Source organism: Thiomonas sp. OC7, from assembly GCF_900634595.1.
Classification (GTDB): domain Bacteria; phylum Pseudomonadota; class Gammaproteobacteria; order Burkholderiales; family Burkholderiaceae_C; genus Thiomonas; species Thiomonas arsenitoxydans.
Map to the genome: position 1 here is coordinate 447,978 of NZ_LR131953.1, position 19,897 is coordinate 467,874.

Here is a 19,897-nt window from a genome sequence, read left to right on the forward strand (position 1 = left end):
AAGGGCATCGCCATGCGCATCAGCACCTCACAGTTCTACGCCGCCAGTCTCACCGGCATCCTCAATCAGCAGAACACGCTGGGCACCCTGAGCCAGCAGCTCTCCACCGGCAGCACCCTGGTCAACCCCTCAGACCAGCCGGTCGCCGCGGCGCAGAACGTCGCCCTCACCGGGCAGATCAACCGCCTGGCCGGCTACGCGCAAAACGGACAGAACGCGCAAAACTCGCTGCAACTCGAAAGCGCTACGTTGCAAAGCGTCACCACTCTGGTCAGCCAGGCGCGGCAACTCGCGGTGCAGATGAATAACGGCACCGTCAGCTCGCAAGACCTGCAAAACGCCGCGGCCACCATGCAAGGCTATGTGCAGCAACTCGCGCAATACGCCAACACCCAAGACGGCCAGGGCAACTATCTTTTCGCCGGCAGCAAGAGCGGCGCCCAGCCCTTCGTCATTCAGGCGGATGGCAGCGTGCAATACCAGGGCGATGGTGGGCAGAACCAGCTCGCGCTCGGCCCCAATCTGAACACCGCCATCGGCGACCCCGGCAACGCGCTGTTCATGAATGCACGCGCGGGCAACGGCACCTTCAGCGTGAACGCCGCTAGCAGCAACACCGGCGGCGCCACCGCCGGGCCCGGCACCGTCAACAACACCGCCCTTGCCCAGCAAACCCTGCAGGTCGACGGCACGCAGTACCAGATCAGTTTCAGCGGCAGCGGTGGGTCGATGACCTACTCGGTGGCCAGCGGCACCGGCGGCGCGTTCTCCGCCAGCCCGGTCGCCAGCGGCAGCTTCACTCCCGGCATGAGTATCAGCCTGCCCCCCGGCAACACCCCGGCCATCACCGTGCCCATCGTCGGCACCCCGGCGTCGGGCGACAGTTTCACTATCGGCGCTGCCGCGCCGCAAAGCCTGTTCCAGACTTTTCAGTCGCTGGCGCAGGCCTTCTCGGCTTCGGCGCAAACCTCCGGCTCGAACGCCTTGCGCGCACAGTCCATCAGCAACGCCCTGGCCAGCCTCGACCAAAGCCAGACCAACCTGCTCAGCGCCCAAGCCAGCATAGGCAGCCGCCTGCAGCAAGTGCAGGCTGTGCAGACCCAGAATTCCAGCCTCACCCTGCAACTACAAACCCAGCAAACCCAGCTCACCAGCATCAATTACCCACAGGTCATCACCGAGTACCAGTCCAGCCTCACCGCCCTGCAGGCCGCGCAAAAGGCGTTTACGCAGGTACAGGGGTTGAGCTTGTTCCAATACCTCTGACACCATGACCTCACCTTCCCCTCTTCTTTGGGAGTCACTCGACTCGGCGGACACTGCAGAGGTCGGCGCCTATCACAGCAACCCGCGGGCCGATCTTCTCAGCCTGCTGCGCCAGCCGCCGCGCCGCGTGCTGGATGTGGGCTGCGCTTCCGGCGCCATGGGCGCCGGGCTGAAGCTGAAATTTCCCGCCGTCGAGTTGTGGGGCATCGAGGCAAATGTGCAGGTCGCTCATCTCGCGCAAGCGCATTACCACCGGGTGATACCCGGTTTGCTGCAGGACATCGACTTGGCCGCGCACGGTCTGAAAAGCGCCAGCATTGACACCCTGGTGCTGGCCGATGTGCTCGAACACATGCCCAATCCCTGGCGCGCGCTCGACACCCTGCGTCCCTGGCTGACTGACGATGCGCAGGTGCTCGTGAGCCTGCCGAACGCGCGCAATCTGTGGCTGATCAACGAACTCGCCGAGGGCCGGTGGACGTATGAACAGTCCGGCATTCTCGATATCACCCATCTGCGTTTTTTCACCCGCGACGAAGGCCAGCGCATGCTGGAGCAAACCGGCTACAGCGTCGAGGCGATGGCATACGGCCCGGACAGCCGCTTTTTCCAGACGACGCGGCCTACCGTCTTCCCGGCCAATCTCGAAACTGAACACCTTGTGGTCAAAAACGTCACCGCAGACGAATATCAGCAACTCACCAGTCTGCAAGTGTTCTATCGCGCGCGGCCGAACCCGGCGCAGAACCGGATATTCATTCCCACCCGCGCGGCTTCCGCTGCGCAACCCGTTCAAGTTCCATCTCCCGTGCTGCACGCGGGTCGACCGCACGGAAACGGGACTGCAGTGCTGCTGCACCTGTACTACCCCGATCTGTGGCCGGAATTCCTTGCTCACCTGAAAACACTGCCCGCGCCCTGCGATGTGTATGTCTCCTTGAGCGAAGGCCGCGAGGAACTACTGACCGATATCGTGCGCGATCTGCCTGACGCCGTGGTGATGCGCCATCCCAACAAGGGCCGTGACATCGCCCCTCGCCTTGCCTTGCTACGCCTGGCTCGGGCGCACAACTACGACCAACTGTTGTTTCTCCACGGCAAAAAATCCCCGCACCTCAAAGAACTCGAAAACATCCACATCCCGTTTTTGCAGCACAAGGACGGCGACCGCTGGCGGCGCGAACTCCTGGCCGCACTGCTCGACGCCTCCGAACAGACGATTGCCGCATTCGCGCAGCAGCCCAAGCTAGGGCTCATCGGCCCCCACGGCTTCTGGCTGGGTCTGCGTGGCGATGCCAACTTTCCCCGACTGTCCGCGCAGGCGCAGCGTATGGGCATCACCCCAGACCCGGCACGGCACGGCTATTTCGCCGGATCGATGTTCTGGTGCCGACCCCAGGCGCTCGACCCGCTGCTGGCACTCGATCTGAAAGACGCGGATTTCGAGGACGAAACCGGTCAGACCGACGGCACCCTGGCCCACGTGGTCGAACGCCTGTTTGCCCTCAGCGCCGAGAAAGCCGGGTTCCAGATCGCAGACACTGCCGGAAACTTCCTGGCGTCCCCGCCGAAGCCGATCGTTCCCTGGCTGCCCGAAGGTCGCTGGCTTCCGCAGGAACGGGACTGGGCGCTCCAGACCGTGCTCGACTGGAGCCGAAGCGGGGCAACCGCCCCGCGCATCACGCTAGCGTTGCTGCCGCACCCCGGCCACCCTGCGCAAGGCACGCTGCAGAGCATCGCAGGCCAGTGGTTCGCAGTTCATAACCTGGCCGAACTGCCGTCATCCCTGCTGCCGTCTTCTCCTGCGCAAGATCTGCTGGCAGCGGCCAACCACGCTCTGACGAACAACAACGCCGACTGGCTCGGTCTGATCGACGTCGGCGACCAGCTCGCGCCTGATGCGCTGTTCCGCATCGCGCATGCCGTGCGCGAGCATCCGCAGTGGCAGATCGTCTACACCGACGAAGATCAGATCACCGCCGATGGTCAGCACACCAACCCGCATTGCAAGCCCGACTTCAATCTCGACTATCTGCGCAGCCTGCCCTATGTCGGCGGGCTGCTGTTGATCCGGCGCGATCTGTTCGAGGCGCTTGGCGGCTTCGACCCGCAGGCTGAAGGCGCCGAAGACTACGACCTGATGCTGCGGGCGTGGGAGCATCTGCAGCGCACGGGGGCAGGAGAAGCCGCCATCGGCCATGTGCCCGAGGTGCTCTATCACCGCCTTCAGGGTTCGGGGCATACGCAAAAATCGGTGCCCGAGATTCTGCAAGCCGGGCACTCGGCGCTGCAGCGCCATTTCGAGCGTCTGGGCATTGCGGCGCAGGTGCAGCCGGGGCCATTTCCGCCCTCGTTCCGCGTGCGCTGGCCGCTGCCCGAAGCGCGGCCGCTGGTGTCCATCCTCGTTCCCACGCGCGATCAGTTGCCGCTGCTGCAGCGCTGCGTGGAGTCGGTGATCGAAAAGACCAAGTATCCGGCTTACGAAATTCTCATCATCGACAACGACAGCCAGACGATCGATGCGCGCAACTATCTGGCCGCCATCGAAGCCAAGGAGGCCGAACTCGGCGGTCGCCTGCGCGTGGTGCGCCAGCCCGGCCCTTTCAACTTCTCGGCGATGAACAACGCGGCTGCCCGCGCCGCGCGCGGCGAGTATCTGCTGCTGCTCAACAACGACACCGCTGCGCTGCACGACGACTGGCTCGACGAAATGATGGGCCACGCCGTTCGGCCCGATGTGGGTATCGTCGGCGCCAAGCTGCTCTACCCCGATGGCAAGATTCAGCATGCCGGGGTCATTCTCGGTCTGCGCGGCCCGGCGGAGCATCCCTTCATCGGCCGCCCGCCCGAAGACCGCGGCTACTTCGGCCGTGCCCAGCTCACGCAAGATCTCTCGGCCGTCACCGGCGCCTGCCTGCTGGTGCGCAAAAGCGTTTACGAGCAGGTAGGCGGTCTGGACGAACAGGCTTTCAAGGTGTCTTACAACGACATCGATCTGTGTTTGAAAGTGCGCGAGGCGGGTCTGCGCATCGTGTTCACACCCTACGCGCTGCTGATGCACGAAGGCTCGGCCAGCCAGAAGAGCGGCACCGAGACCCAGCCTGACAACGCCAAGCTCAAACGCTTCGCCGCCGAAAAAGACGCCATGTATGCCAAGTGGCTACCGCAGCTCGCCTTCGACCCCGCCTACAACCGCCACCTTAGCCTTGCGAGCACCGACTTTCTGCTCGACGATCAGCCCTGCCTGAGCTGGGACCCAGATTGGCGGCCCCGTCCGCGGGTGCTGGTGCATTCGGCCGACCGCGAAGGCTGCGGCGAGTACCGCATCATCGCGCCCATGCGCGCGCTCAACCGCGCCGGGCTGACCCAGGGCTGGGAGACCATGCGCCTGTTCGAGCCCGCCGAAATGGAGCGCATGCAGCCCGACAGCTTGGTTGTACAGCGGCAGATGGAGTGGCCGCAGATCGAGGCGCTCGAGCGCCACGCCCGCACCATCAAGGCGTTTCGCGTGTTCGAGATCGACGACCTCATCACCAATCTGCCGCACAAAAGCGTGCACAAAAGCACCATCCACAAAGACATCGCCAAGCGCTTTCGCAAGGCCGCCGGGCTGTGCAACCGGCTGGTGGTGGCCACCGAGCCGCTGGCCAAGGCTTATGCGCATTTCACCGACGAAGTCGTGGTGCAGCCTAATTACCTCGAAGCCGCGCGCTGGGGTCATTTGCAACCGGCGCGGGCCGAGCGCAGCAAGCCCCGCGTGGGCTGGGCTGGCGGCGTGGGCCATACCGGCGATCTCGAACTGATTGCCGATCTGGTGCGCGATACGGCCAGTGAAGTCGACTGGGTGTTTTTCGGCCTGTGCCCTGAAGCGCTCAAACCGCTGGTCAAGGAGTTTCACCCCGGCGTGCCGCTCGATCAATATGCCGCCAAGCTGGCCGTGCTCGATCTCGACCTGGCCGTCGCCCCGCTGGAAGACAACGCCTTCAACGAAGCCAAGAGCCATCTGCGCCTGCTGGAATACGGCATCCTCGGCTACCCGGTCATCTGCTCCGATCTCACGCCGTATCAGGGCGATTTTCCCGTCACCCGCGTGGCCAACCGCTACCGCGATTGGACGCGCGCGCTGCGCGAAGCCATCTCCGACCGCGCCGCGCTGCGCGCCCAGGGCGACGCGCTACGCGCCAAGGTGCTGGCCGACTGGATGATGGAAGACCATCTCGACACCTGGCTGAAAGCCTGGCTGCGCTGATGTCACGCTGAGTGCGCAACGAAGCGAGGCTGTTTTTACGCAACACGGCGGGCCAGCGCTAGGTCAACGCCTTTGGGCCGCTGCTAGTATCAACGCAACGATCGAGACTCCATTTTCCGTTCTCATGAACAGCCCCCTCACCTCGCCAGACACCGACACGCCCGAAGCACAGGGCGCGGTCATGCAAGCGCACATCGCGCGCCAACCCATCGTCGACCGCAAACAGCAGATCGTCGGCTACGAGTTGTTCGCGCGCGAAAGCGGCACGGCCGAACACGCGCCCACCGAGCACAGTGCCGAGAGCGATAGCGTGCTGCTGTTCAACGCCCTGTCCAACATCGGCGCCGAGAGGCTGTTTGGCGAAAAACTCGCCTTCATCAACTGCGTGGTCGAAGACCTCAAGGCCGAACATCTCGACATCGTTTTTCCAGATCGCATCGTGCTCGAAGTGCCGCGCATCTATGGCGACGACCCCACGGGCATCGCCGAAGTCGCCGCTCAGCTCAAGCCGCTGTGCGAACGCGGGTTTCATCTTGCGGCCGGCCCCTTCGCCGCCGCCTCGCTGTATGCCGCCTGGCTGCCGCTTCTCAGCTACATCAAGGCGGATGTTCAGAGCCTTTCGGCCAACGTGGCCGTGGCCCTGCAGCGCAAGGCCGAAAGCCAGCGCAATGTGCGTCTGGTGGCCGAACGCGTGGAAACGCCCGAGCAGTTCAAGACCTATTTCGACGCCGGTTTTCACTTCTTTCAGGGCTATTACTTCGCCCGGCCGCAGACCATCAGCGCCAAGGTCATCAACCCGGCGCACGCCAATGTGCTGCAACTGATGAATCTGGTTATGCGGCAAGCCGAACTGAGTGAGATCGAGCAGGTGCTCAAGCGCGACCCGGCGCTGTCCTTCAAGCTGCTGCGCTACATCAACTCCTCGGGTTTCGGGCTGATGTCCGAAGTCACCTCGTTCCGCCATGCCGCCGCCATTCTGGGCTACAAGAAGCTGTTCCGCTGGCTCGCATTGCTGCTCGCCACCGTGCCCGGCAATGCCGCTTCTCCGGCCATTGCGCGCACCGCCATCACCCGCGGCCGCATGATGGAGCTGTTGGCCAAGGGCACGCTTTCCGACGAAGATGCCGATAACGCCTTCGTGGTGGGCATCTTCTCCATGCTCGACGTCATGCTCGGCGTGCCGATGGAAAAGGCGCTGTCCGAAATCACTCTGTCCGAGCCCGTCGTCATGGCCTTGAAAGACAACACCGGCATTTTCGGCAGCTATCTGCAGCTCACCCGCGCCGTCGAGCAACGCGATTTCGACAACATCGACTTCCTCGCCATGGCGCTGGGCATTCAGAGCTGGCGCGTCAGTTCCGTTCATCTGGCCGCGCTCGCCTGGGTGGAAGAGCTGGGCATCTGACAAGGCTCTCCATGAAAGAGGTCACCGCCAAGCTGTTCCGCGAGGAATATCAGGTCAACTCCGAGCAGAAAGCCGATCATGTGCTGCACAAAATCATCGAGCGCCACGAGCCGCTGGCCGTGCTGCCGCATGATCGGGCCGAAGAGTTCAGCTCGGCGCTGCTGGTGGTCAACCGTCCCAAGCACTGGTTGATCATCGATGAACTCACCCCCGACGGCGGCAACCGCCGACTGGAAAATGGCGCGCCGTTTTTCACCATCGGGCGGTACGAAGGCGTGTTCGTCGGCTTTCAGTCCAAGCTGATCGAGCGCATCGATTACGAGGGTTATGGCGCGCTGCGCATCGCCTACCCCGATCTCATCTATTACCTGCAGCGACGCAATTTTTTCCGTGTCACCGTCGCACCGGGCGATCTGAGCACGGTGGACCTTCAGCGCCGCGGCGCCAAACCGCTCTACGGCCAATGCCACGACCTGAGCGTCAACGGCATGCGTCTGCTGGTGCCCTCGGCACTCGACTACGCCTTGACCACTGGCGAATACATCCCCATGGTGCGCTTCAGTCTGGAAGATGTGGAACTGGCGGTGGAGGCAGAGGTGCGTTTTGTCGGGGCGTTGCGAGACACCAAAACCCGGCAGCCCATGCGCCCGCTCGGCATTCAGTTTCTGAACATGGCCCCGGCCTTCGAGCAGCGCCTGCAACAGTACGTGCAGCGGCGCGACCGCGAACTGCTGAGAGACGCTCGGCGCTGAACCGGGCGGCTGCCCGGTGCCGCCCTTGCTGCTAACCCGGCTACTGAGGATTCAGCGCCAGCAGGCGCGACATCAGCCCTGGCGGCACGAGCACTTCGGCCAGAGGCGCGAAAACACCATCGCCCTCCACCTCGGAAGCCTCGACGATGTGCTGCTCTAACTGCCCCAACTGCGCGTCAAACACCAAGGGCGCCTGTCCGTGTGCGCGCAGCTGCTGCCCACTCTGCGTGGGCAGCAGCACCATCACCATAGGCAGGGATTGCGCGTCGATCCGCGCATAGCGCAAACCAAAATGCGCTGCCGGCGCGAGCAAAAAGCTCACCCCCGAATCGTCGATCGACTGCAGCCACAAGAAGGGCCGCTCGGTTTGCACGCCGATGAGCACAAAGCGCTGCAGGGTCTCGAATCCCGGCAGCGGCGACGACACCGTCCAGATTTGGTGTTGCACAACGGGTAGCAAGCCGAAGCGCGTGGCCACTTCCATGGCGTTGCTCGGCGCTGCACCAACTTGCGCAAGCGCGCTCGTCGTAACGGATTCTGGCTGGGCTAGGCTCAACTCGACTCTCCATGAGGGGGCAGGTCAACCGGGGCGTCAACCGACCCAGAAACCCAATGCGCCAGTGACAGCCCTTGCGGCGCCACCGCAGCCTGGTTGCCCTGGCTGATCTGGGCATAGAGTTCTTCGCGCAGAATGCGCAGATCGAGCGGGCCCTCAATACCGAGGCGCACCTTGCCGGGCGCGGACTGCAGCACGACCAGGCGGATGTTGTCCCCGATGCGGATGGCTTCGCCGGGGCGGCGCGTCAGTATGAGCATGCATCGAGCCCGGCGGGTCGGTTGTCAGGCGCTGACTTGCAGGCGAACCGGGCCGCTGCCGGGTTGGCCCTGGCCGTGAGCGCCATAGAGATCGACGCCTTCAGCGTTGCCGCGCAAAATCTGCAAGGCCCCTTCGGTGCTGCGCACCAGCGCCGAGATCATGGCACCGTTGCGCTGATTGGCCTCGGCGATGCTCCGCGCCAGGGTTTGAACCGCGCTCCACAAGGGGGGAGCGGATGTAGCGCCTGCTTCGGTCTGCGCGCCAAACTGCACGATGCGTTCGCGCTCCAGCGCGTCGATCTCGGCCAGCAGGCTGTTTTTACGCTCGGTCAGCGCGGGCAGCTGATCTGTGGCGGCGCGCAGCAGGCAGGCGTGCTCTTCAATCAGCAAGCGGTCGAAAGCCTGCAACTTGTCGAGTTGCAGGCGAAGCAGAGAATCGACCGACTGCGACATGGCGGGTTCAGATCAGTTGGAAGCAGGCTTGGTCGCGCCGATCAGGGCCTGGCTGTCCTGCAATAGACCACTGGCGATGCGCTGCGGATTGACCACGTATTGACCGCTGCGAATGGCGTTTTGCAGTTCGCTGATGCGCGTGTCGCTGGCCGGAGGCGTTGCGCCCTGCGTGCTGGCAAGGTTGAGCATTTGCCCGGCCCCCGAGATGGAGACCTGTTCGGTGGCCGCCGCGCCCGCCGGATTAACCGCCGGATTGGCAACCGAGCCCGCGCGCCGCGAAGCCGCAACCGAGCCGCTGGCGGCAGTCGAGGCGCTGGATAGGGGGGAATTCTGGATGGGAATCATGGTGGCATTCTCTCCTGTTGGAGTGCTCAACGTCACGCTTTTGCCGGACTTTAGGGCAAGTGTGACTTTTTTGGCAATTCCCGCCGAATGCCCCCCTTATCGCCCCTTCATTGCCCCAGTTCGGCGCGCACCAGCAGGTCGAGCTGCCGACGCATGTCTTGCTGCGCGCGGGCGAATGCCGGCGTCTCCAGCCCCTCGCTCAGGGCGCTGATGAGGCGCTGGTAGGCCAGGTGCAGCGGCCCGCCCTCCAGCCCCTCCACCTCGATGTAATGATGCAAGGCGGTGGCGGCGCGGGCCGCGAGCGGCAGCGCGTCGGGCCAGGGCGTCATATAGGCCAGCCGCTGCTCCCACAACAGATGAGCCGCGTAGATGCCCAGGGCCGTGCGGGGATGATCGCGGTTGATCGTCAAATGAAATCCGTGCACCCAGTCCACCACCGCGTCGGCGGGCATGGGGCGAGCCAGCCCGTAGCCCTGCCCGGTGTCGGCCTGCAGAATGATGGCCGCCTCCACCAGCCCGGCCGACTCCAGCCCTTCGACCACGACGGTGCTGCCCAGATCGTGTGCCAGCCGGGTGAGATGCTGGATGAAATCGAGCGCCCGGCGCGGCACCTTGCCCAGCCCGCCCAGCAGGCCCTGGTCGATCTTCACCTCGTCGAACGGAAAGCTGTCGAGCCGCAGCAGCGAGCTGTAGCCTGAGCCGAGATCGTCTTCGGCCAGACGCACGCCGGTGGCGCGAAACCGCCCCAGCAGCGCGTCGCGCCGCTCCGAAATGTCGAGATCGCTGCTTTCCAGCAATTCCAGGGTGAGGCGGCGCGGATCGAGCGCATGGCTGCGCAGCAGTTGCTCCACCCGCTCCACATAACGCGGATCGCTCAGCGCCACGGGCGGCATGTTCACCGACACATCGAGGTCGATACCCTGCTGCGCCCAGCGCTGCCGGGCATGCAAGGCCTGCTCCAGGCCCAGACTGAACAAGCGCCACATATCGTGCGCGCCCAGCACGGGCAGAAACTCACCCGGCGCGATCAGCTCGCCGCCATCGCGCCGCTGCAGCCGCGCGAGCGCCTCGAATTTCTCGGGCCGACCCGTCTTGAGGTTGACCACGGGCTGATACCGCATCTGCAGGCCCGAATGATCGAGCAGATCGACATAGAACTGCCGTCGCGCGTAAGGCACCACGCCCGAAGGACTATGCGCATAACGGGCAAACGCCAAGCCCAGCACCTTTTGCAGATGCTCGACGAACACCCGGCGCGTCGAACTGGTGAAAAAGCCGGGATAGCTGCTGTAAAGATCCATCAACGCAATGGGCTGGCCTGAGGCGTCGAGAATGGGAATGGACACGGCGCTGCGCACGCCCAGCTCGTCCGCCACATCTTTCCAGGGCAGGATCGCCGGATCGCAGGCATACGACGCGGTGTACTGCACCTCGCGGCTGCGCCAGGCGCGGCCCGAGACGCCCAAGCCTTCCGCCGCATCGCCGCGCACCGTGGTGAACGCGGCTTCGCCCGAGTCGATGCGGTCGAGGTAGAGCGACTTGAAGCGGCTGCCGAAGGCGTGTTCGAACTGCACCACGCCTGCCGCATCAGGCCGCCCAATCGTGCCCGCCAGCACACCCTCGATGTTTTCCAGCGCGCCGAGCACGGCGCGCAACAGATCGCTGAGGGTGTGCGCCGTGAGAATGGCCGCGTCGATGCGAACCAGCGCCGCGTCGAACTGCCGGACGATGTCTTCGTGCCCCTCGATCTGCCACTGCAACTCATCCTGCAGTCGGGTGATGAAGTAGCGCAGCAAAGCCGCCCGCTCCGACGGCTCGACCCACGCCGCAAAGTGCCCGATCAGCAAGCGGGTGTACAGCCCGTAAGCCTCGACCAGCCACGACGCATCGAGCCCGATGAGCGCGTGCACTCGCCCCACATGCCGCGCCACCCGCACCGAAGCTTCGCTGCTGCCGACAAACAGACTGCGCAGATGGCGCTCCTGGTTGTTGCGCAGGCGCGAAAACTCGGCCACCGACAACAACTTGAGCACGCGCGAAAACCGGGTCTGCTTGAGCAGCTCGTCGTAGAACTGCCGGATGAAAGCCTCGACCACCCTATTGAGATCGGGCTGCACTGCCGCCAGCAGCGCACGCAAGGCCGCCTGCTGCTCGGCGGGCGCTGGCGGCTCGGCTGAGATATTCAATTTTTCAAACATGGGGCGCCATGCTATTGATCGATGCCAAGGGCAGGCAAGCGAAACATTCGATCCTGTTGACCTGAAACAAGTCCGCCTCGATTTCCATTGCCGCGCCGCCAAAGCGATTCAAGTTCCCGCCCCGCGTGCCGTTACTTCAAACGCAAGACAAAACCATTACGAGGCCCACCTTGAAATTCCTGGTTGTTGACGACTTTCCCACCATGCGCCGCATCGTGCGCGGCCTGCTGATGCAGACCGGCTATGTGACCGGCAATATCGACGAGGCGGAAAACGGCGAAGAAGCCTGGCGTCGGCTGCAGGCCGGCGGTATCGAGTTCGTCGTCACCGACTGGAATATGCCGGTGATGCAGGGCATCGACCTGCTCAAACACATCCGCGCCAGCGACAACCCCGCCATCCGCAGCCTGCCGGTGCTCATGGTCACGGCCGAAGCCAAGAAAGAAAACATCATCGCCGCCGCGCAGGCGGGGGTGAACGGCTACATCGTCAAGCCCTTCACCGCACAGACGCTCAAAGAAAAGCTCGACGCCATCATGGCGCGCCTCAACGCGGCAGCGGGAGCGGCCCAATGAGTCTCGACCGCGCCACCACCACGCAAACGCCGCAGCCCGCGGCCGCCTCCACCGCGCTGCACAAGCTCACCGAGGCCGACGCCCTGTTGCACGAAGGCGTGCGCCGCATCATGGCCGCCTCCAGCGATCTGCCCGAGGCCAGCCATCCGCTCGAAGAAGCGCTGCGCCTGACCGAAACCCAGGCCATGTCCACGCTCGAAGCGGTGGAAAACGGCTTCACCGAAATCGCCGCCATCCGCGCCACGCACGGCGGTTTCATCGACGAGCGCCTCGACCGCCTGGAACAACAGTTCCACACCATTCTCGCCAGCCAGCAGGGGCAGGATCTCGCCGGGCAGCGGTTGAAAAAAACCATCCATCTGCTGCAGGCGGTGGAGCAGCGCATCCGTGCCGCCGTCGAGCAACTCGGCCCGCACCTTCAACCCGCGGCCACTCCCGAGGCTTCGGCCCCGGCGGCCGACAGCGCCGCGCCGCTCAACGGAGTTCCCACCTACGCCGGACCCTCCTTTGCCCAGGATGACGTGGACGCCCTGCTGCGCGACCTCGGCATCTGAAACCTTCCGCCCCACCATCATGGACAACGACATCCTGCTGGAATTTCTCGCCGAATCGCGCGAGCTGCTGAGCCAGGCCCAAGACCAGTTGCTGCGGCTGGAATCTCAGCCCGACGACAGCGAAGCGCTCAGCGCCATCTTCCGCGCCTTCCACACCCTCAAGGGCGGCGCCGGTTTTCTCGAAGCGCAGAACATGGTGGACTGGTGCCACCACCTCGAAGACCTGTTCGACAAAATGCGCAGCGGCAAACTGCGTGCGACCGCGCCGATGATCGACGCCATCCTGCGCGCCACCGACGTCATCACCGCCATGCTCGACGACATGGCGCGCGGCGAAAATCCCCCCCCCGGCCCGGCCGCGCTAGGCGCAGACATCCAGGCTTTCGCCCGCGGCGAAACGCCCGCGCTGCCTGAAGTGGCCAAGGAAGCAACGAATAAAGCGGCCAAGTCGCCCCCCCCCCGCCGAGGTCGTGCGGGAAGGCCTCTGGGTCACGCAGACCGAACGCGACAGCGGCAGCACCGGGCTGTTTGCCGAACGCCGCACCGCCGACGCCGAGCCCACTTCCCCCGCCTCCGCAAACGGCGACTCCATCACCCAAGACGAATTCGAGCGCGTGCTCGACGACCTCTACGGCACAGGCCAGGCGCCGGGCGCGGCACCTGCTGGCGCCGTTGTGGCGTCGGCCAGCCGTACCGCTGACGAGATCACCCAGGACGAATTCGAGCGCGTGCTCGACCAGATTCACGGCGCTGGCCACGCGCCGGGTCAGACCAGCGCGCCAGCGCCCGAAGTTGCGCAAAAATCCGAGCAAAAAGCCGCGCAAAAAGCCGAGCCCGCGGCACCGTCGGCACGCTCGGCCAACGGCAGCGCCGCCGAAGAAACCTCCATCCGCGTCGATTCCACCCGGCTCGACCAGGCGATGAACCAGGTCGGCGAACTCGTGCTGCTGCGCAACCGACTCAGCGCCGCCGTGGCCCGCATGGCGCAGGAAGACGAAGCCCTGGCCCGGCTGGCGCGCGAAACCGATCTCGCCGTCAACGACCTGCAAAACACCGTCATGCGCCTGCGCATGCAGCCGTGCAAACGCCTATTCCAAAGCCTGCCCCGGGTGGTGCGCGACGCCTCGCGCAGCCTGGGTAAAAAAGTGCGGCTGGACATCGAAGGCGAAGACGTGGAGATCGACAAGACCGTGGTCGATGCGCTCTCCGGCCCGCTCATTCACCTGGTGCGCAACGCGCTCGACCACGGCATCGAAGAGCCTGAGGTACGCCGTCAGGCCGGCAAGCCCGAGGAGGCCGTGCTGCGCGTGCTCGCCCGCCATCTGGGCGACAAGGTGCAGATTCAGGTGGGCGACGATGGTCGCGGCATGAACGCGCAAAAAATCATGCAGCACGCCATTTCCAAAGGCGTCATCACCGCGCAGGAAGCCGCGCGGCTGTCTGAGCGCGAGATGCTCGAACTCATCTTTTTGCCCGGCTTCTCCACCAAAGAGCAGGTCAGCGAACTCTCCGGCCGCGGCGTCGGCATGGATGTGGTGCGCTCCACCGTCGCCTCGCTGCGCGGCCGCATCGACATCGACACCACGCTGGGCAAGGGCAGCACCCACACGCTGGAGTTGCCGCTCACCATGGCCGTGCTGCCGGTGCTGTATTTCCGCCTGCGGCGCGAAACCTACGCCCTGCCGGTGGCGGCCATCGAAAACCTGCTCGCCATCGACCCCGAGCAGGTGCACTCCATCTCCGGGCGGCTGATGGTGCAGGTCGATGGCAACCGCGTGGTGCCTTACATCGATCTCGGCCAACTGCTGCAAGACCGCCCGATCGAGCTGCTCAAAGACCAGAGCGAAGGCATTCTCATCGAGCAGGGGCTGCTGGTGGTTTCCGAGGCCATGGGCACCGAAGACTCGGTGGTCAAGCCACTGGACATCTCCACCAACGACACCCTCTACCAAGGCGCCACCATCTCGGGCAACGGCGAGGTGGTGCTCATTCTCGACGGCGCCGCGCTGGCCCGGGTGCAACGCAAGAGCTGACCCACTGACCCATCATGGACGACCAATCTCTCGACACCCTGCGCCGCGACTTCATCGCCGTGGCCGACGCCACCTACGCCTTTCAGGGCGCTCTGAAAAAACGCCTGCGCGAAATCGACCGCAAAGCGCTCAACGCCCAGGTGCTGGTCAAGCGCCACGGCAAGGAACTCGCCGGCTACGGCGTGGTGGCGCAGGCTTTCCGCGAAGGCGCGCAGGCCATGCAGGCTGCCGCCGAACAGGTGCAAAAGCTCATCAACCCGTTGATGCTGCACTTCATGGAAACCCTGCGCGATGCGCAGCAGATGGAAAGCCTGCGCAACATTCACAACGCCGCCACCGCGCATTGCCCCTCGCTGGCCGAGCGCATGCGCCAGCACGCAGACATGCAGGATCGCCACGCTGCGGGCAGCCGCCGCGCCGGTCTGGCGCTCAACTCGGCGCTCGACCGCTTTCAGTCCGTCATTGCCGAGCTCGACTATGTCGTGGTCAATGGCCGCATCGAAGCGGCGCTGAAAGGCACGGTCAGCGCGCCGCTGGCGCAGGTTTCGCTGGAAATGGATCGGTCTGTGAGCGGCGTGCAGGAATTGCTGCGCACCTATCGCGAACAAATTGAAAGGATCATCGAATGAAATCGCTGCAATTTTTCAGCCAGGGTAACCACCACTGGAACATCATCTACGACCAGGACGAGCGCCGCGTCATCGACTCCAACGTCTACGCCTTGAGCGTGGACGACCAAACCCTCATCCTGGATCCGGGCGGATTCGAGATCTTCCCGCAGGTTTTCAGCGCCCTGGTCGAAGTGGCCCCACCCGGCTCGCTCAAAGCCGCTTTCGTCAGCCATCAAGACCCCGACATCGCCTCCAGCCTGCCGCTGTGGAACGCCTGCAGCCCGACCATCGCCTGGCATGTGCCCAAGCTGTGGAGCGGCTTCATCCGCCATTACGGCGCGCTCGACGCCGATCTGCGCGACATTCCCGATGAAGGCGGCGAAATGACTCTGGGCTCCGCCCGGCTGCAGTTCGTCCCCGCGCATTATCTGCACTCTTCGGCGAACTTCCACGTCTATGACGCCTTCGCCAAAGTGCTGTTCTGTGGCGATGTGGGCGCGGCGCTGCTGCCCGCCGGTCACGCGCCCTTCGTCGATCGCCGCAACATCGAATCACCCGCCGCGTTCGACGAGCACATCAAGTCTGCCGAGTATTTCCACAAACGCTGGATGCCGTCGATGGCCGCCAAGCGCAATTGGTGCGAGCGTGTCTCGAAGATGGACATCGACTTTCTCGCCCCGCAGCACGGCGCCATTTATACCGGCCAGAACGTCAAGCGCTTCATTGACTGGTTCGACGCACTCAAGGTCGGCTCGGCCATCGAGTAAGCCCCCCCATCTCACCCTAATTTCTCTCGTCACCATCATGGACGCCACCGCCCTCCACTATCTGCAACAAGCTCTGGAACCGCTCGACAGCCTGGAAATGCTGGCCGAGGCCGACGCCGCCATGGAAAACCCCGTGTTCTACATGAACCGCGCCGCGCGCGAAACCATGGAGCGGTTTCACACCACCCTCAACTCGGCGCTGCGCGGCGCCGACGTGCGCAACGCCCTGCACCACTCCATCCACCAGTTCCACAAAGACCCGGAACGCATCCGCGCCATCCTGCGGCGTCTGGCCGACGGTAGCCTGGACAAGCATGTGCAGGAGATGGCCGTGGGCAAGGTGATCTTCGCGCTTGTTTTCGTTGCGGTGCGCGATCCGCAAGGCCAGGTCATCGCCTTTCACGCCAGTTGGCGCGATGTGTCGCACCTCAAAGACATCAGCGCCGTGAGCGATCGGCTCAAAGAGGTCGTCAGCACCCTCAACAGCGCGGCTGGCGATATCGGCCAGTCCATGACCTCGGTGGATACCGCCATTGGCAATGTGGGCCGCGCCATCAACGGCAACGGCGCCGCAGTCTCGCACCTGCAAGAACAGGTCAACGCCATCAGCGCCATCGTGCGCAATATCCGCGAAATCTCTTACCAGACCAATCTGCTCGCGCTCAACGCCGCCATCGAGGCCGCCAGAGCCGGCGAGCATGGCCGCGGCTTTGCCGTGGTCGCCGACGAAGTGCGCAATCTGGCGCGCCGGGTACAGGTCGCCACCGCCGAGGTGGAGGAAAACACCACCGCCATCGGGCAGCAGGCCCACGACATCGCCACCACCAGCGCCAATTCGGGCAAGGAGCTCGATCTGGTGCAGTCGGTCGTGGTTCGCATGAACAACCAGGTCAGCAATATGCAGACCAACGCCACGCGCATGATGCTGCAGTCGGCGCAGGAAGATCACAAAGACTTTGTCAATCACATCCTGGCCGAAGTCTCGAAGGACAAACAGGCCAAGCTCCCCACGGAAGTCACCGACCACCACAACTGCCGCCTGGGCAAGTGGTATGACAGCCAGGGCGTGGCGACTTTTGGCGGCCTCTCCGCCTTCCGCGCGCTCGAAGCGCCGCATGCGCAGATTCACGCCACCGCGAAGCAACTGCTCGAAGCGGTGCACGGCGGTCAGCGCGATCAGGTGGCGCGTCTTTCCAGCTCACTCAGCGATCAAGAAGATCTGATCGTCGACCGACTGCAGGCGCTCAGCGATGCCATCGAGAGCCAGAGCAAGGTCGGCTGAAGCCCTGCCCGACCCGACAACCGGAGACAGTCAGTGGAACCCGACAGCCCCGACATGGCAACCCTCGTGGATGCGGACGCATCCTCCCCCTCCCAACCTCCCCCACTGCGTGGAGGAGGAGACAACCAGACTCCCTCTCCACAGGCTGGGGAGGGTTGGGGTGGAGAGGGCGGCCGTGAGAAAAAACAAACCTCAGTCAACACCGGAGCTCAAGTCCCCCCCGGCGGGCTGCTTGAGCGCGTACGCGAAGACCGCGAGCGCGTGCTGCAAGCCGTGCTCGATTTGATCAGCGGCAAGGGCGAAGCCGCGCTGCGCGATATCGACCTGATCGACGCCGACGATTGGGCGCGCAAGCTCGGCGGCGTGCGGCAGATGTTGCTGCACGGCGTGGACGCGCTGCGCACCACCACCCAGTCGCTCGCGTTCGCCGAAAGCCGCACCGCCGGTTTCGATCACGACATCCACGGCCTGTCGCAGCGGGTGGGCGATATGGCGGCGCGGCTGCAAGGCGCAGCCCTGCAAACCCACACCGCGCAAACCCAGCTCGACGATTTGCGCAGCGGCGTACAAGCCACGCAAACATCAATCGAGCACAGTGAAAAAGCCATCGCCACCACGCTTGAAGAAGTGGCCGATGTGTCGCGTTTCATTTCCAACACCGAAGCCAAGCTCACCGGCTTTGTCGATGCCGTGCGCTCAGTCGAGACGCTCACTGCGGGCATCAGCGAAATCGCCTCGCAGACCAATCTGCTGGCGCTCAACGCCGCCATCGAGGCCGCTAGAGCCGGCGAGCATGGCCGCGGCTTTGCCGTGGTCGCCGACGAGGTGCGCAATCTGGCGCGCAAAACCGCCCGCATCACCCATGAAATCGAAGACCTCACCCACAATCTGCGCGACCAGTCGTCCGACGTCGGGGTGGATATGGCTCGCTCGGTGCAACGAGTGCAGCGTGTCGGCGCCTTGGTCACCAACACCGGCGAAACGCTGGTCGAGGTCAAGAGCATGCTCGGCAAGGTACGCACAGTCACGACCGAGCAGACCGCTCTGATGCGCCAACTGGTCAGCGACGCCGACCGCCAGCGCCTGGATGCCGAACAGGCCGCCGCGCTGATGCAGGTGCTGGTGCAACGCTTCGAGGCCATGATGACCCTCATCCGCACCTCACGCGAGCAGCTCAAGACCGGCGTCACCGCGGTGTCGAAGTGGCTTGACCCCGCCGTCACCCTGCGGGTCTCGCTGGCCATGCACTACCAGTGGATCGGCCAGTTGCTCACCGCGGCGCAGAAGCAAGAGAAGATCGACATGGATGTGTCGAACTTCCACGGCTGCTTCTTCGGCAAGTGGTACTTCGGTGCGGGCGCGGGCTACTTTGGCAGCGATGCCGGCTTTGTCGGCGTCGATTCCGTTCACCAGGACGTGCACCGCACCGGCCAGGCACTGGTCGAAGCCATCCGCACCGACAACACTGCCCGCACCACCGAGCTGGCCACCCGGCTGGAAGCCTTGAGCGACACCATCACCGACCGTCTGGAAGCGCTGATGCGCCAGATTCCCTGATTCATTCATTGCAGCCCACAGGACCCCACCATGAATTCCAACGTCTTGCAAGAAGTCGACGAGCGTTCCAACCTCGCTGGCACCAATAAATTCGAACTGCTGCTGTTTCGCCTTGGCGAAGAGCCGCAATCGTCGCGGCGCGAGCTGTTCGGCATCAATGTATTCAAGGTGCGCGAGGCGCTGGTGATGCCGCAGGTCACCGTCATGCCCGGTGCGCCCAAACATGTGCTGGGCGTGGCCAATATCCGCGGCCAGATCATCCCCGTCATCGACCTGCCGGCCGTGGTCGGCTGCGTGCCCAAGACCGGGCTGAACATTCTGGTCGTCACCGAGTACGAGCGCTCGGTGCAGGGCTTCGCGGTGGAAGAGGTTGAAGAAATCGTGCGGCTGGAATGGAGCAAGGTGCTGTCGGCCGAGGCCAACGCCGTAGGCGGCATGGTCACCAGCATCGCCCGCCTGGAAGACGATCAGACCACCCGGCTGGCGCTGGTGCTCGATGTGGAAAAGGTGCTGCGCGATGTGCTGCCCTCACGCGTGCATGAGGTGAAAGACACCCACAATATGGGCCCGGCGCTGGGGCTGAAGCCCGGCGCGGTCATTCTCACGGCCGACGACTCCTATGTGGCCCGTGCGCAGATCGAGAAGGCCTTGCAGGCACTGCACGCGCCCTTCGTCAGCACCAAAACCGGCAAGGAAGCCTGGGAGCGCCTGCAAACCCTGGCGAACGAGGCGCGCGCCGAGGGCAAGCGCATCGAAGACAAGGTGCAGCTGGTGCTCACCGACCTGGAAATGCCTGAGATGGACGGCTTCACCCTCACCCGCCACATCAAGCAGGACGAGCGCTTCAAGAACATTCCGGTGGTCATCCACTCCTCGCTGTCGGGCTCGGCCAATGAGGACCATGCCCGCAGCGTGGGCGCCGATGCCTATGTGGCGAAGTTCGTCGCCGACGAATTGGCGCAGACCATTCGCAAGGCGATTGCCGCGCACGCCTGAACGCTCCCGTTTTTTCATTCAAGCGGTTTAACAAAGCG

18 protein-coding genes and 1 pseudogene are annotated in these 19,897 nt (G+C 64.3%); 14 read left to right on the plus strand and 5 right to left on the minus strand.

The genetic code is table 11. The annotated features are described in order from the left end of the window. The first annotated feature begins 12 nt into the window (after positions 1–12). The 4 genes from flgL (at position 13) to BIO17B3_RS02155 (ending at position 7,672) form a co-directional block, all read left to right on the plus strand. Positions 13–1,266, plus strand: coding sequence for a flagellar hook-associated protein FlgL (gene flgL / locus BIO17B3_RS02140; RefSeq protein WP_156052832.1), 1,254 nt, complete (start codon positions 13–15; stop codon positions 1,264–1,266). A 4-nt stretch (positions 1,267–1,270) separates the two neighbouring features. Next, a complete protein-coding gene (locus BIO17B3_RS02145; protein WP_156052833.1) occupies positions 1,271–5,515 on the plus strand; it encodes a rhamnan synthesis F family protein in 4,245 nt (1,414 codons plus the stop codon). 124 nt (positions 5,516–5,639) lie between these two features. Further along, positions 5,640–6,920: an EAL and HDOD domain-containing protein gene (locus BIO17B3_RS02150; protein ID WP_156052834.1), complete on the plus strand. Its 1,281-nt coding sequence runs from the start codon at positions 5,640–5,642 to the stop codon at positions 6,918–6,920. 11 nt (positions 6,921–6,931) lie between these two features. After that, complete coding sequence (locus BIO17B3_RS02155) at positions 6,932–7,672, plus strand: flagellar brake protein (protein WP_156052835.1); 741 nt, start codon at positions 6,932–6,934, stop codon at positions 7,670–7,672. Positions 7,673–7,712: 40 nt separating this feature from the next. On the opposite strand, the gene fliW is transcribed toward BIO17B3_RS02155, so the two are convergent. The 5 genes from fliW to BIO17B3_RS02180 form a co-directional block, all read right to left on the minus strand. Then, positions 7,713–8,156 (minus strand): flagellar assembly protein FliW, encoded by a 444-nt coding sequence (gene fliW, locus BIO17B3_RS02160; RefSeq protein WP_232054159.1) that lies wholly within the window; start codon positions 8,154–8,156, stop codon positions 7,713–7,715. Between the two features lie 68 nt (positions 8,157–8,224). Further along, on the minus strand, positions 8,225–8,488 hold the full coding sequence (locus tag BIO17B3_RS02165) for a carbon storage regulator (protein ID WP_156052837.1): 264 nt from the start codon (positions 8,486–8,488) through the stop codon (positions 8,225–8,227). A gap of 24 nt (positions 8,489–8,512) precedes the next feature. Continuing rightward, positions 8,513–8,941, minus strand: coding sequence for a flagella synthesis protein FlgN (locus BIO17B3_RS02170; RefSeq protein ID WP_156052838.1), 429 nt, complete (start codon positions 8,939–8,941; stop codon positions 8,513–8,515). A 12-nt stretch (positions 8,942–8,953) separates the two neighbouring features. Beyond that, on the minus strand, positions 8,954–9,286 hold the full coding sequence (flgM, locus tag BIO17B3_RS02175) for a flagellar biosynthesis anti-sigma factor FlgM (protein WP_156052839.1): 333 nt from the start codon (positions 9,284–9,286) through the stop codon (positions 8,954–8,956). A 107-nt stretch (positions 9,287–9,393) separates the two neighbouring features. Then, positions 9,394–11,484 carry an EAL domain-containing protein gene (locus BIO17B3_RS02180; protein ID WP_156052840.1) on the minus strand — a complete coding sequence of 697 codons (2,091 nt, stop codon included), beginning with the start codon at positions 11,482–11,484 and terminating at the stop codon, positions 9,394–9,396. Positions 11,485–11,639: 155 nt separating this feature from the next. Here BIO17B3_RS02180 and BIO17B3_RS02185 point away from each other — a divergent pair, with 155 nt between their 5' ends. The 10 genes and pseudogenes from BIO17B3_RS02185 (at position 11,640) to BIO17B3_RS02220 (ending at position 19,859) form a co-directional block, all read left to right on the plus strand. Continuing rightward, positions 11,640–12,059 carry a chemotaxis response regulator CheY gene (locus tag BIO17B3_RS02185; protein ID WP_041608586.1) on the plus strand — a complete coding sequence of 140 codons (420 nt, stop codon included), beginning with the start codon at positions 11,640–11,642 and terminating at the stop codon, positions 12,057–12,059. Further along, positions 12,056–12,613, plus strand: a complete 558-nt coding sequence (locus BIO17B3_RS02190; RefSeq protein ID WP_156052841.1) for a protein phosphatase CheZ — start codon at positions 12,056–12,058, stop codon at positions 12,611–12,613. Before BIO17B3_RS02185 ends, BIO17B3_RS02190 begins: the two co-directional genes overlap by 4 nt. Positions 12,614–12,632: 19 nt before the next feature. Next, positions 12,633–13,313 carry an Hpt domain-containing protein gene (locus BIO17B3_RS19115; protein ID WP_232054160.1) on the plus strand — a complete coding sequence of 227 codons (681 nt, stop codon included), beginning with the start codon at positions 12,633–12,635 and terminating at the stop codon, positions 13,311–13,313. A 220-nt stretch (positions 13,314–13,533) separates the two neighbouring features. After that, positions 13,534–14,646, plus strand: a complete 1,113-nt coding sequence (locus BIO17B3_RS19120; RefSeq protein ID WP_232054346.1) for a chemotaxis protein CheA — start codon at positions 13,534–13,536, stop codon at positions 14,644–14,646. A 14-nt stretch (positions 14,647–14,660) separates the two neighbouring features. Beyond that, positions 14,661–15,275, plus strand: coding sequence for a chemotaxis protein (locus BIO17B3_RS02200; protein ID WP_156052842.1), 615 nt, complete (start codon positions 14,661–14,663; stop codon positions 15,273–15,275). Then, positions 15,272–16,024, plus strand: a complete 753-nt coding sequence (locus tag BIO17B3_RS02205) for an MBL fold metallo-hydrolase (protein WP_013105515.1) — start codon at positions 15,272–15,274, stop codon at positions 16,022–16,024. Before BIO17B3_RS02200 ends, BIO17B3_RS02205 begins: the two co-directional genes overlap by 4 nt. Positions 16,025–16,535: 511 nt before the next feature. Next, positions 16,536–16,880: pseudogene (locus BIO17B3_RS19435) on the plus strand (methyl-accepting chemotaxis protein); the annotation flags it as partial. Positions 16,881–16,946: 66 nt separating this feature from the next. Beyond that, positions 16,947–17,306: a CZB domain-containing protein gene (locus BIO17B3_RS19440; RefSeq protein ID WP_232054347.1), complete on the plus strand. Its 360-nt coding sequence runs from the start codon at positions 16,947–16,949 to the stop codon at positions 17,304–17,306. A gap of 54 nt (positions 17,307–17,360) precedes the next feature. Beyond that, on the plus strand, positions 17,361–18,863 hold the full coding sequence (locus BIO17B3_RS02215; protein WP_304940267.1) for a methyl-accepting chemotaxis protein: 1,503 nt from the start codon (positions 17,361–17,363) through the stop codon (positions 18,861–18,863). Between the two features lie 30 nt (positions 18,864–18,893). Next, the gene (locus BIO17B3_RS02220; RefSeq protein WP_013105512.1) at positions 18,894–19,859 is read left to right on the plus strand and encodes a chemotaxis protein; all 966 of its coding nucleotides are present in this window, start codon (positions 18,894–18,896) and stop codon (positions 19,857–19,859) included. Positions 19,860–19,897 lie beyond the last annotated feature (38 nt).